The organism is Streptococcus sp. CL9.43 (assembly GCF_049737935.1).
In the GTDB taxonomy this organism is placed as follows: domain Bacteria; phylum Bacillota; class Bacilli; order Lactobacillales; family Streptococcaceae; genus Streptococcus; species Streptococcus infantis_I.
On sequence record NZ_JBKOTS010000002.1, the window covers coordinates 333,463 to 346,825 of the forward strand.

A 13,363-nucleotide genomic window follows, 5' to 3' on the forward strand; every position below is an offset into this window, starting at 1 on the left:
AGCAAGAGGGTATTTTTTGATTCTCTTATCACAAGATTGTGATAGTTTACAAGTTTTTAACAAAAAGCTTATTAAACTTCATTATCTAAAAAAATAGTGTATAATTGAGACTGTTTTTGAAAGGAGAAAAAATGACTGAAAAACAAATGAAAACTTTAGGTTGGATTGCAACCTTTATGTCTGTAATGATGTATGTTTCTTATATTCCTCAAATTATGAATAACCTTGCTGGTCAAAAAGGGAATTTTATCCAACCAGCAGTAGCTGCACTTAACTGCAGTCTTTGGGTTTACTACGGTCTCTTTAAAAAAGAACGTGATATTCCTTTGGCAGCAGCTAATGCACCAGGTATCGTTTTTGGACTTATTACCGCATTGACAGCTTTAATTTAATACATAGGGTGAACTCTTCTTCGTATTTAAGCATGAAGGAGAGTTTTTCTTTATCCGAAATTCCTAAAAAAACATGATATAATACTATTAGAAAGGTTGGTGTTTATGGCTAGAATACTTATCGTTGAAGATAATAATGAGATTCAAGAAATTTTGAGAACTCTTCTTTCTGAGGAGCATGAGGTGATTCAGGCTTTTTCTGGTACTGAAGGTATGATACGATTTGAACAAGGTGACATTGATCTAATCCTGCTAGATATTATGCTTCCGGGAAAAAATGGTGATCAGGTTTTAAAAGCCATTAGACACGATAGTTCAGTTCCTGTCATCATGCTAACTGCCCTAAGTGATAAAAAGCTCATCAGCCAATATCTCTTAGATGGCGCTAATGATTATATCGTAAAGCCTTTTGATTTGGATGAAGTTTTTGCCAGGGTTACGGTACAATTACGTCAAAATAGTGATAAGCAATCAGCTGAAATCGAACATCCTGACAAATTGATTCAACAGTTAAAAAATATTCAATTTGATGCAGATAGTTTTGAAATCAAAAATTGCCAGGAAACTATTCGCCTAGCTAAGAAAGAATGCTTGATTCTCCAAACCTTGTTGAGACATCCTAAGAAAATTTTTACGAAAGAAGAACTCTATGAGTTGGTTTGGGAGGATACTTATTTACCGGGCGACAATACTCTCAACACTCATTTAAGTAATCTCCGTAAAAAATTAAGCCAACTAGATCCAGAGCAAGAGTATATTGAGACTATCTGGGGAGTTGGTGTTCGGTTAAAAGGAGATGAGCAATGATCTATATTTTACTTTCTTTGCTACTGCTGGTTATTATCCTATTGACGATAGGGTTGATTCGCTATCATCTAGCACTCGTAAACTTGAGCCAACAAATTGAGGACAAGATTCTGACTGGAAGTATGAAGAGAATCGGAGTGTCAACTTTCTCCAAGGATTTTTTACATCTTTACCAGCAAATCAATCATCTCTTTCAAGAAGTTGAGCAGTCACGCCTGATTATGAAGCGAGAGAAGCAGACTTTAGACATGGCTATTAGCAATATTGCACACGATATTCGAACACCTTTAACGATTGCGTCAGGTTATACTCAGCAATTGCTTAAAACAGAAAATCCTGAGTCTGAGAGTTTGAAAAAAATTGCTCATCATCTCAATCAAGTTTCAAAACGTCTAGAGGCTCTTTTGGACTATCGTCGATTAATGGAAGGAGCAGTTAAGCCTGACTTATCTGAGTTAGAAGTCTCGACATTTATGACACAAAAATTACTAACCTATTATGATTCATTTCAGACGGCAAAGATTAACCTTGATTTGAAAGTAGAACCTGGTTTGTATTTACTGACAGACTCAGATTTATTAGACCGTATCTTGCAAAATCTCATTGGCAATATTCTAAAACATGGTAAGGATGAAGCAAGATTTTCTTTAAAGCAAGTGGATAGTCACATCTGTTTGGAAATATCTAATCTTGTCAAACAACCCATTCGTAAAATAGAAAATCTCAGTCAACGATTTTACTCTGAAAACCTCTCAGATACAGAAGAATCCTCAGGTTTAGGTCTTTATATTACAGAAGAATTATCCCATCTACTTGGTGCAGAACTACAACTAAGTACCGATGGTGCTTGGTTTACAGTTAGAATTATTTTTTAAAATAAGGAACCTCCTCTATTTGAATAGAGGAGGTCATTTTTATAAGCTTTTCTTCTTGAAAACAGCAAGTCCACTAATGGTGAAGAGTAGAATAATGGTTACAGTAACGATAACGGTGTATAGAATGGCCTGGCTATAGTCAGTCATGGCATAGGTAAAGTTCAAGGATAAATAGCGCAAAAACTCGATATCTGGGTAGATAAGCATCGGCAATGAAAGCAAGGTAGAACTGATTAAATAGCCAATGAAAACAGCCAAATAAGAATGAGTCACATAGAGAATGAAGGACACAATAGATAGCCAAGCTAGAATGCAGAGGAATTGAAGAGTAATTGTTAGAAGGAGATTGCCAATAAATCCTTCTGGCATCGTACCAAGACCGTTTAGGATAGTCGCTGGTACGAAAGCAATAACTAGGCTAACAAGAATTTGCATTAGAGCGATACTTGCTAATACTACAGACTTGGCTAGGAAGAATTCTGTGCGAGAAACACCCACTGTCAAACTGTTTTTATAGAGTTTTCCGATAAGATCAACTCCTAGAACTAAGCAAGCAAGGATAATACAGAGGAAAACTAGGTTTGAGCTATTGCTAGAGGTGTTAATAAGGGCTTGTATACCATCCCATCCCTTGCTTGGCAGTTCGGTTTCTGCGTTTGTACTTGTACTGACGGATATGAAGTGTCCTGTAGCTCCGAAAGTAGCCCCCATTAACATGAGTGCAAAGAGAACGAGCTCTGTAATCCAAAATCCTTTGGAACGGAAAAGACGGTAAAAGTCTGCTTGAATTGTATGTATCATGGTTTTCCTCCTATTTTACTAATTGTGTGAAGTATTCTTCAAGATTTTGACGAGCATAGTAAATCTCATCCACAGCAACATCCGCTAGAGTAAGTTCTTTGAGAATGCGTTTGATATCTTGTTCATGACTAAAAATATGAATCTCGTTGTCTGAATTAACAACTTTAAATTCAAGATGCACTTTGTCTTTTAAGATTTGACTAGCTTTTTCTTTGTCACTTGTTTTTAGAACAATATAGTCTTCATTAAGTGTCTCAAATTCGGCCTTACTGATTTCTCGAATGATTTTCCCTTGGTCTAAAATTCCAAAGCGATTGGCAACCAGATAGAGTTCTGACAAGATATGACTAGAGATGAGAATTGTTATTCCTAGTTCTTGATTCAGACGTTGAATCATTTGACGAAACTCTTTGATACCGATTGGGTCAAGTCCATTGATAGGTTCATCAAGGATGAGAAAGTCTGGTTTTGATAGGAGGGCAATAGCAATGCCTAGGCGTTGTTTCATCCCAAGAGAAAAATCTCGAAAAACTTTTCTACCTGTATCTGTTAACCCCACATACTTTAATGTTTCCTGAATGACTTGATCAGCATTTGGGATATGTCGAATAGTACAATAGTATCTTAGATTTTGATAGGCTGTTAAATGATTGTGAGCTACTGGGGATTCAATGACTGAACCTACTCGAGATAGGGCTTTTGTGCACTCCTTATACCCTTGACTAGAAAAGAGGGAAATAGTTCCTTGGTCAGCAGATAATAATTGGGTAATGATTTTAATCAGTGTTGTTTTACCAGCACCATTTTTTCCGATAAGTCCATAGATATCTCCTTCTTTTACTGAGAGACTAAGATCTTGTAGAATAGATTGTTTGCCAAATTGTTTGGACAAGCCATGGATTTCGAGGACTGTTTTCATAGTTTTCTCCTTTAATCTTTAAGGTGTTTTATTTTTATAACTCTAGTATAAAGCATAGATATCAAAGAATCGTCAAGCATTTCTAAAGAGTTTCTAAAGTTTTTAAATTTTAAAAAAAATAAAAGCCCAGTTGGCTAGAAATACTAGTTGACTGGGCTTATTTTTTACAAAATATATTTCTCAATAGCGCGTGCAACACCGTCTTCTTCATTGCTGGCAGTTACAGCATCTGCGAGAGATTTGACGTGGTCGCTGGCATTTCCCATAGCGATCCCCAGCCCAGCAAACTCTAACATCTCAATGTCGTTATTGGCATCACCCATAGCCATGATTTCAGAAGGTTGGATATCCAAAATCTCAGCTAAACGAGAAAGAGCAGAAGCCTTGGTTGTACCTAGTGGCATTGCCTCATAGATAACAGGTTGGGAACGAACACCGCTAAATCTCCGACAAAGTTCATCAGCAAATCGTTGTTCAAAGTCATCTGTTTGTTCTTTTGTGCCTAAGAACATGCCTTGGAACATACGATATTTACCACTAGTAGCTTCTTCCAGTGAGATTTCAGTCAAGTCAGCAAAAACAAGTGTGGCATCATATTGAACGATAGGATTTGGTTTGCCTCCGAGAACGAAGTAGTGTTCCTCATCAAAGAGAGTCAACTGAACCTCACTCTTTTCAGCAAGGTCATTCAGGTATTCGATGTCAGATTTGCTAAGTTCCCGCCAGTCGACAAGGCTCCAGTCACTTGTTTGGTGGGTAGAACAACCATTGTTGACAATAACGTATTCATTTTGCAAATCAAGACCGAGTTTCTTGTAGTAGGGAAGAACTCCAAAGAGAGGGCGTCCAGTACAGAGAACCAGTTTGACACCTTTTTCGATAGCTTTATGAATAGCATCAATATGAGCCTGAGGAATTTCCTTGGCTTCGTTGAGAAGAGTACCGTCCATATCAAGAGCAAGTAGTTTAATCATAGTATTTCCTTTTCACGTGTTTTGCCTATATTATAGCATATTTTGAGGCAAATAAGTCTAAAGCTGAGTGAAATGCCATTTCTATTTAGGTTTTTAGTAGATCGATAACAAAAATATGATATACTAAATTAGTAATATATTTAATATTATACTGATAATTGATAAAAAATCAGAGGATTTATCATGAAAAAAAGAGCTGTGCAGATTTTACTAGCCTTATTGGTAATCATTTATAGGAAGACATGGTTTTGGTGGATTTTTAATCATTTTGCAGGTAGGCTTGTACCTGCTAGTCGAGAGTATTTCTTGATTCTTGCTTTTTTAGAGCTCATCGTTACTTTTATAGCTATTCTTTATTTACTAGTATTCGAAGGTAGGAAAATTCTTGAGTTGAAGTGGAAATGGAGATATCCAGTTTATTTGCTTCTTGCTTATGGAGTCAGTCATCTTTCAGGTATTGTGTTCTCCTTTTTAACCCCAGCAACGTCCAATCAAATCGCTTTAAATGAATTGACTGAGATGACAGGGCGACAAGAGTTACCTTATCTTTTACTTATTGTTTGTCTGCTAGGACCAATTACCGAAGAATTGGTATATCGAGGAGTTCTGATGAATACATTTCTGAAAGATTCACCATGGTATGGAGATGTTTTGCTATCAGCCTGTGTCTTTGGCTATGTGCATGTCAGTTCAGGTTTAACACCACTAGCCTTTTTCACCTATGCAAGTGGAGGAGCAATTTGTGCATTCCTCTACCGAAAAACTCATTCACTCTATTACCCTATTTTACTTCATATCATGATCAACATTTTAGCATTTTGGGAATTATGGGTACTCTTGTTTTCTGGTAGTTAATAACTATAAAAGATCGGATTTTATTCCGACTTTTTTGATATGGGACAGGTTAAAATTAGGGCTTTATATCAATCTATTTTGACTTAAAAAATGATATAATAAAAGGTAATGACAAAAACAAACGAGGCAGAGATGAAACTACTTTATACCGATATTCGGACTTCTTTGACAGAAATCCTAACCAAGGAGGCTCAAGGACTGGTTGCCCAAGGCAAACGAGTCTTTTATATCGCCCCTAACTCTCTTTCTTTTGAAAAGGAACGTGCCGTGCTGGGGTGCTTGAGTCAGCAGTCTTCTTTTGCTATCACAGTCACGCGCTTTGCTCAAATGGCTCGTTATCTGGTTTTAAATGATATTCCTGAGGGAACAAGTCTCGATGATATTGGTCTTGGTATGGCTTTCTACAAATGTCTGTCTGAGATAGATGCTAAGGATTTACGTGTTTACGGGGCTATTAAACAAGATCCGCAATTCATCCAGCAACTGATTGAGATTTATCATGAAATTTCAACTGCAAAGATGAGTTTTTTGGACTTGGAAAGCTTGACAGATGCTGATAAACGCTCTGATTTACTCTTAATTTTTGAAAAGATAACAGCGTATTTAAATCAAGGTCAAGTTTCACAGGGGAGTCCATTATCTCATCTGATTGATGCTATCGAAGAAAACAAGGTAAGTAGCGATTTTAGCAAGATTGCCCTAGTCATTGATGGTTTCACCCGTTTTTCTGCAGAAGAGGAACACCTAGTGGATTTGCTTCATCGTAAAGGTGTTGAGATTATTATTGGTGTATATGCGACTAAGAAAGCCTATAATAGCCCTTTTAGTGAAGGGAATCTCTATCAAGCCAGTGTTGAATTTCTACGTCATTTAGCTTTTAAATATCAGACCAAGGCAGAAGATGCCTGTCAAGAACATGAAAAATTAGATGCTTTTGCTAAGGCCTCGAAATTACTGGAAAGTACTTATGATTATTCTGAAATCAGTTTGGAAGTGGATGCTAAGGATAGAGAAGACTTGCAAATCTGGTCTTGTCTGACACAAAAAGAAGAGCTGGAGCTAGTTGCTCGTAGCATTCGCCAGAAATTGCACCAAGAACCTGAACTTAGCTATAAGAATTTTCGTATCTTACTAGGAGACGTAGAGTCTTATAAACTGTCCTTGCAGACAATTTTTAATCAATATCAGATTCCTTTCTATCTGGGGAGAAGCGAGTCTATGGCCCATCATCCTTTGACTCAATTTGTAGAATCTGTGGGACGTCTCAAACGGTACTATTTCCGTCAGGAAGATTTGATTAATCTCTTACGAACGGGTCTATACACCGACCTTGCTCAAGAGGAAATCGATAGCTTTGAACAATATATCCGCTATTTAGGTATTGATGGACTTTCTAACTTTAAACAAGAATTTACAAAAAATCATCATGGAAAATTTGATTTAGAGAAATTAAATGAGCTTCGTGTTCGTATTCTAAATCCACTAGAAACTTTATTATCCAGCCGTAAGCAAAAAGCTGAGAATCTTCTTTCAAAATGGAACAACTTTTTGAAAGATGCTCATTTGACCAAGCAGTTACAAACCTTATCTGCAACGATGGAAGTAGCAGAGCAAGAAAGACAAGAAGAGGTATGGAAGGCATTTTGTCACGTAATGGAGCAATTTGCTACTGTATTTGAAGGTTCTCAGGTCGCTTTAGATGATTTTTTGGCTCTTCTTCATTCAGGGATGTCCTTGTCAAATTATCGTACAATCCCAGCAACGGTAGATACGGTTCTGGTGCAAAGTTATGATTTGATTTCGCCTTTAACTTCTGATTACATCTATGGACTTGGCTTAACCCAGGATCATCTACCTAAAATCACCCAAAATACTAGTCTTTTGAGTGATGAAGAAAGAGAAGTTTTAAACCAAGGTACTGAAGATGGCTCTCAATTATTGATTGCTAGTCATGAAAATCTGAAGAAGAATCGCTATACCATGCTTTCTTTGGTCAATTCTGCCAAGAAACAATTAGTCTTATCAGCGCCTAGTCTACTCAATGAAAACGAGAGTAAAGAGTCAGTTTATCTGAAAGAATTGCAGAATTTTGGTTTTACCAAGATTGAAAAGAGAATCGATCGAAAAAACCTATCAAAGGATGATATTGGTTCTTATCACAGTCTTTTGTCTAGTCTTGTTGCTTATCACCAGCAAGGTGAGTTGGAGACAAGTGAGCAGGACTTAACCTTGATTAAGGTTCTAGCTCGTGTCATGGGGAGAAAATTAGAAGATCAAGGTCTTGAAAATCCTGTCCTACCGACAAGTCCAAAAAGTAAGACCTTAGCTACTGAAACTTTGGAGGCCTTGTATCCTCAAGATCAAGATTTCTATCTATCAACTTCAGGATTGACAGAGTTTTATCGAAATGAATACAGTTATTTCCTTCGATATGTCTTAGGCTTGCAGGAAGAATTACGTCTACGACCTGATGTACGAAGTCATGGAAATTTCTTGCATCGTATTTTTGAACGAGCTATGAAACTTCCTGTTGATACACCTTTTGATCGTCGTTTAGAACAAGCAATCTTTGAAACCAGTCAAGAACGTGAGTTTCAAGCCATTTATCAAGAAAGTTTGGAAGCCCAATTAACCAAGGAAGTTCTTTTGGATGTTGCTCGTGCAACTGGGCACATTCTTCGTCACAATTCTGAAATTGAAACCATTCAGGAAGAAGCAGTCTTTGGCGGTAAGGAACAAGCTTTTGTTCAGTTAGAAAACGGTAGAAATGTCTATGTCCGTGGTAAAGTCGACCGTATAGATCGCTTAAAGACAAGTGATGCGATTGGTGTTGTCGATTACAAATCTTCTCTAACTCAGTTTAAGTTTCCTCTCTTCTATAACGGCCTTAATTCACAGTTACCGACCTATCTTGCTGCTCTTAAGAAAGAAGGAAATACAGATTTCTTTGGTGCTATGTATTTAGAGATGGCTGAGCCAATTCAGTCCTTACAATCTGTTAAAACTCTTTCAAAGGCTTTAGCAGAAACGACTAAGAGTATGAAATATCAAGGGCTATTTCTTGAAAAAGAAATAAAGAACCTTGGGGTACTATATAATAAAAACAAGACCTATCAGTTATCTGATGAGGAATTCCAGTTATTGCTGGACTATAACGCCCTTATCTATAAGAAGGCAGCAGAGAAGATTTTATCTGGTAGATTTGCTATCAATCCTTACACAGAAGACGGCAGAAGTATTGCTCCATATGTCCAACAATATCAGTCGATAACTGGTTTTGAAGCTAATTACCATTTAGGTCAGGCTAGATTGTTAGACAAGGTCGCTAAGAGCAATGATAAGGAAGCATGGTTTAATAAAATTCGAGAGGAGTTGGAGCGATGAAATTTTTATCCCAAGAAGAGATTGAAAAATTGCAAATAGCAGAAGCTAATTCTGACAAGAACCCCAAGAAAACTGCTGAGCAAATTCAAGCGATTTACAGTTCTGGTCAAAATATTTTGGTTTCAGCTTCAGCTGGCTCAGGAAAAACCTTTGTCATGGCTGAACGAATTCTTGATCAACTAGCGCGTGGTGTAGAAATTCGCCAACTCTTTATCTCAACCTTTACGGTAAAGGCAGCAACTGAATTAAAAGAACGCTTGGAAAAGAAAATCAGCCAACAAATCCAAGAGACTCAGGATCTGGAGCTAAAAAAACACCTCGGCAGACAATTAACTGATTTACCCAATGCTGCCATCGGAACTATGGACTCTTTTACTCAGAAGTTCCTGGCTAAACATGGTTATCTGATTGACCTCGCCCCAAACTTTCGCATTCTTGAGAATGAAAGTGAGCAACTCCTCTTAAAGAATGATGTGTTTCGACAAGTTTTCGAAACTCACTACCAAGGTAAGGAACAAGAACAGTTTAGTCAGTTGGTCAAGAACTTTGCGGGTAAAAACAAGGATGCACGTGGTTTGCGTAAACAGGTCTATATGATTTATGACTTTTTGCAATCTACAAGTAATCCTCAAGCTTGGCTACAGGAATCTTTCTTAAAAGGTTTCGAAAAGGCCGATTTTACAAGTTCTAAAGAAAAGCTGGCTCAAGACATTCAGCAAAGACTCTGGGATTTAGAAAACTTTTTCCGCTACCATCTAGAGAATGATGCCAAGGAATTTGGGAAAGCAGCCTACTTAGAAGCTGTCCAACAAGTTCTTGATGAAATTGGAGCTTTAACTAACGAATCTACTTTTAGTCAATATCAAGAAGTTCTAGAGCGAGTTGTGAGTATTTCTAAGGATAAGGGTGGCCGTGCTCTCACAAATGCTAGTCGCAAGGCAGAACTCCTAGAACTGAAAGAAGCGTACAATCAAGAGAGAAAAGAAAAGTTTGAAAAGCTAATTGCACTAAATGACCAAATCACTTTACTAAAATTCCAGGAAAAATATCATCAAGAGTCTTGGGACTTAGCAAAGACTTTTCAAGTTTTCATGAGTGATTTTGTTGACGCCTATCGAAAGCGTAAACGCGAAGAGAATGCCTTTGAATTTGCGGATATTAGTCACTATACCATTGAGATTCTGGAAAACTTCCCTCAAGTTCGGAAAGAGTATCAGGAACGTTTCCACGAAGTTATGGTCGATGAGTACCAAGATACCAACCATATCCAGGAAAGAATGTTGGAGCTCCTCTCTAACGGACATAACCGTTTTATGGTGGGAGATATCAAGCAGTCTATTTATCGTTTTAGACAGGCAGATCCCCAAATCATCAATGAAAAATTCCATAGTTTTGCTCAAGATAGTGAAGAAGGTCAGTTAATACTGCTCAAGGAAAACTTCCGTAGTAGTTCAGAAGTACTAAATGCTACCAACGACGTCTTTAAGCATCTCATGGATGAGGAAGTTGGAGAGATTTCTTATGACGGCATGCATCAACTTGTTTTCGGAAATACTGATTTACACCCTGATCCAGAAAACAAGGCAGAAGTCCTCTTGTATGATAAGGATGTTGACGGTGATTCTAAGGAAGAGGAAGAGTTTTCGACCAACAAACTGACTGGTGAAATGCGAATGGTCATTAAGGAGATATTGCATCTTCATAATGATAAAGGGGTTCCTTTCAATGACATTGCTCTCTTGACTGCCAGCAGAAGTCGGAATGACCAGGTTTTACTTGCTTTGTCGGAATATGGGATCCCAGTTAAAACTGATGGCGCTCTAAACAATTATTTGCAATCTTTAGAAGTTCAGGTTATGTTGGATACTCTTCGTGTCATCCATAATCCTCTGCAAGACTTCGCTTTAGTAGCTCTCATGAAGTCTCCGATGTTTAGCTTTGATGAAGATGAATTGGCTCGTCTAGCTCTTCAAAATTCTGAGGATAAGGTTCAAGAGAATTTTTATGAAAAACTAGTCAATGCTCAAGCAAAAACTAGCCTCCAAAAGGAATTAATAAAATCTGAACTCCATAAAAAGCTTAACCTTTTCTTGGAAACTGTTAATTCTTGGCGTTTGTTCTCAAAAACTCATTCGCTTTATGACCTTATTTGGAAAATCTATAGCGAACGTTTCTACTATGATTATGTTGGTGCTTTACCAAATGGTCAGGCTAGACAGGCAAACCTTCATGCCTTAGCATTGCGAGCTGACCAGTTTGAAAAGAGTAATTTTAAAGGCTTATCACGTTTCATAACTATGATTGATCAAGTCTTGGAAACCAAGCACGACCTTGCCAGTGTCACTGTAGCTCCGCCTAAGGATGCTGTGGAGCTTATGAGTATTCATAAGAGTAAGGGGCTTGAGTTCCCATATGTCTTTATTCTCAATATTGATCAGCAATTTAACAAGCAAGATTCCATGTCTGAAGTTATCCTAAGTCGTAAAAATGGCCTTGGTCTTAAGTACGTAGCTAGAGTAGCTACAAATGCAAAAGAGGAATATCTTCCATCTACGATTAAGTTATCGATTCCAAGCTTGACTTATACTCAAAATGAGGAGGAGCTCCAATTAGCAAGCTATTCTGAGTTGATGCGTTTACTGTATGTAGCCATGACTCGTGCTGAGAAAAAACTTTATCTAGTTGGAAAAGGTTCACGAGAGAAGATGGAGTCTAAAGAATACCCGACAAATGGGCAAGGTCTCCTAACTCGTCAAAACAGGTTAGATGCTCAAAATTTCCAGGACTGGATTTGGGCCATCTATCAAGCTTTTTCTAAAGAGGACTTACACTTTAGTGTTCGTTTCGAGGGTGAAGAACAACTGACAGAAGAAGCTATCGGTAAATTGGAAACTAAAAGCCAGCTCCAAGATTTTTCTCAGGCAAGCAACCGTCAGTCTGATACCATTAAGGAAGCGCTACAAATGCTGAAAGAAGTGGAGGTGTATAATGAAATCCACAGAGCTGCGATTAATCTTCCGAGTGTTCAGACCCCAAGTCAGATTAAGAAGTTTTATGAACCAGTCATGGATATGGAAGGTGTAGTAGTAGCTGGTCAATCTAAACCAAAAGAAACTATTAGTCAGTTTGAACTTCCAGACTTCTCCAAGACAGAAAAAGTCACTGGAGCTGAGATTGGTAGTGCCACCCATGAACTCATGCAACGAATTAACCTTTCACAGAAGCCAACTATAAAAACTCTAACAGAAGCCTTAGAGCAAGTTCAGGCAACTTCAGCTGTTAAATATAAAGTTAATCTAGAAAAAATCTTGTCCTTCTTTGATACAGCTCTTGGTCAAGAGATTCTTGCAAATCAAGATAAACTTTATCGAGAACAACCCTTCTCTATGTTAAAACGGGATGATAAGAGTCAGGAAGACTTTGTTGTCCGTGGAATTTTAGATGGTTATCTCCTTTACGATGATAAGATTGTTCTATTTGACTATAAAACAGATCGTTACGAGTATGAAAGTCAACTGATTGAACGTTATAGAGGTCAATTATCTCTATATGCAGAAGCCTTGTCTCGTTCTTACCAAATAAATCAAGTTAAAAAATATTTAATCTTACTTGGAAAAGATATGGTTGAGGTGGTCGAAGTTAACTAATCTTGTAAAAACTATTGCCTTAATGGCAGTAGTTTTTATTTATTTTCAGTTATGGTATACTAGTTTCAGAAAAGGATGTTAAAGAATCTATGTCAAAAGAAATCGATATCGAATACTATCACCAATTAGCTTTACAAAAGCAAAAAGAACATCGTAAATTTCTTGGAAATCTGAAAAAGAAAGCTCCAAAAAACCTAGATAAGATTGCCCTTGAAATTCACCAGGAAGTTTTTGAAGAAATTGATTGTACAGCCTGTGCCAACTGCTGCAAGAGCCTTGGACCGGATTTTAAGGAAGCAGATATCACACGAATTGCCAAGTACTTTAAAATGAAATTACCAGCCTTCGAAGATGAATTTCTACAGGTAGATGAAGACGGTGATAAGATCTTTAAGTCAATGCCATGTCCATTTCTCGGTGGCGATAATCTCTGTTCCATCTATGATGTCCGTCCCAAGGCTTGTAGAGAATTTCCACATACCGACCGTAAAAAGATTTATCAAATCAATAATCTGACTATCAAAAACACTTTAACCTGTCCTGCGGCCTATCTCTTTGTTGAGAAATTAAGAGAAAAAATAGAGTAAAAGAAGAAATACTGTTCTATTATAAGCGAAGGGGCTTAAGCTAGTTAATAAAAAATATTTATGACTCTGTTACTTTTAAAAAAATTATAAAAAAAACGTTTATAAAGTATATAAATTGTATA

Annotated in this window: 10 protein-coding genes; 7 read left to right on the forward strand and 3 right to left on the reverse strand. The window is 37.3% G+C overall.

Annotated elements, in window-relative coordinates; all coding sequences use genetic code 11:
- The first annotated feature begins 131 nt into the window (after window positions 1–131).
- The 3 genes from ACLNCS_RS04950 to ACLNCS_RS04960 all read left to right on the forward strand — a co-directional run bounded on the left by ACLNCS_RS04950 (window position 132) and on the right by ACLNCS_RS04960 (window position 2,074).
- Window positions 132–392, forward strand: coding sequence for a SemiSWEET family transporter (locus ACLNCS_RS04950; protein ID WP_045763891.1), 261 nt, complete (start codon window positions 132–134; stop codon window positions 390–392).
- Between the two features lie 105 nt (window positions 393–497).
- Window positions 498–1,199, forward strand: a complete 702-nt coding sequence (locus tag ACLNCS_RS04955) for a response regulator transcription factor (protein WP_424847547.1) — start codon at window positions 498–500, stop codon at window positions 1,197–1,199.
- Entirely contained in the window at window positions 1,196–2,074 is an 879-nt protein-coding gene (locus ACLNCS_RS04960) for a sensor histidine kinase (RefSeq protein WP_424847549.1), read from the forward strand. The genes ACLNCS_RS04955 and ACLNCS_RS04960 overlap by 4 nt, the downstream gene beginning before the upstream one ends.
- Window positions 2,075–2,113: 39 nt before the next feature.
- Here the strand turns inward: ACLNCS_RS04960 and ACLNCS_RS04965 are convergent, their stop codons facing one another.
- From ACLNCS_RS04965 to ACLNCS_RS04975, 3 genes are all read right to left on the reverse strand, one after another.
- Window positions 2,114–2,875 (reverse strand): ABC transporter permease, encoded by a 762-nt coding sequence (locus ACLNCS_RS04965; RefSeq protein WP_424847551.1) that lies wholly within the window; start codon window positions 2,873–2,875, stop codon window positions 2,114–2,116.
- Between the two features lie 10 nt (window positions 2,876–2,885).
- The gene (locus ACLNCS_RS04970) at window positions 2,886–3,794 is read right to left on the reverse strand and encodes an ATP-binding cassette domain-containing protein (RefSeq protein ID WP_424847553.1); all 909 of its coding nucleotides are present in this window, start codon (window positions 3,792–3,794) and stop codon (window positions 2,886–2,888) included.
- A gap of 164 nt (window positions 3,795–3,958) precedes the next feature.
- The gene (locus ACLNCS_RS04975) at window positions 3,959–4,768 is read right to left on the reverse strand and encodes a Cof-type HAD-IIB family hydrolase (protein ID WP_070677456.1); all 810 of its coding nucleotides are present in this window, start codon (window positions 4,766–4,768) and stop codon (window positions 3,959–3,961) included.
- A gap of 183 nt (window positions 4,769–4,951) precedes the next feature.
- Here ACLNCS_RS04975 and ACLNCS_RS04980 point away from each other — a divergent pair, with 183 nt between their 5' ends.
- The 4 genes from ACLNCS_RS04980 (at window position 4,952) to ACLNCS_RS04995 (ending at window position 13,241) form a co-directional block, all read left to right on the forward strand.
- A complete protein-coding gene (locus ACLNCS_RS04980) occupies window positions 4,952–5,623 on the forward strand; it encodes a CPBP family intramembrane glutamic endopeptidase (protein ID WP_414257535.1) in 672 nt (223 codons plus the stop codon).
- A 132-nt stretch (window positions 5,624–5,755) separates the two neighbouring features.
- Entirely contained in the window at window positions 5,756–9,007 is a 3,252-nt protein-coding gene (gene rexB, locus ACLNCS_RS04985) for an ATP-dependent nuclease subunit B (RefSeq protein ID WP_424847622.1), read from the forward strand.
- Window positions 9,004–12,654 (forward strand): helicase-exonuclease AddAB subunit AddA, encoded by a 3,651-nt coding sequence (addA, locus tag ACLNCS_RS04990; RefSeq protein WP_424847556.1) that lies wholly within the window; start codon window positions 9,004–9,006, stop codon window positions 12,652–12,654. Before rexB ends, addA begins: the two co-directional genes overlap by 4 nt.
- Before the next feature lie 89 nt (window positions 12,655–12,743).
- The gene (locus ACLNCS_RS04995; protein ID WP_254804038.1) at window positions 12,744–13,241 is read left to right on the forward strand and encodes a YkgJ family cysteine cluster protein; all 498 of its coding nucleotides are present in this window, start codon (window positions 12,744–12,746) and stop codon (window positions 13,239–13,241) included.
- Window positions 13,242–13,363 lie beyond the last annotated feature (122 nt).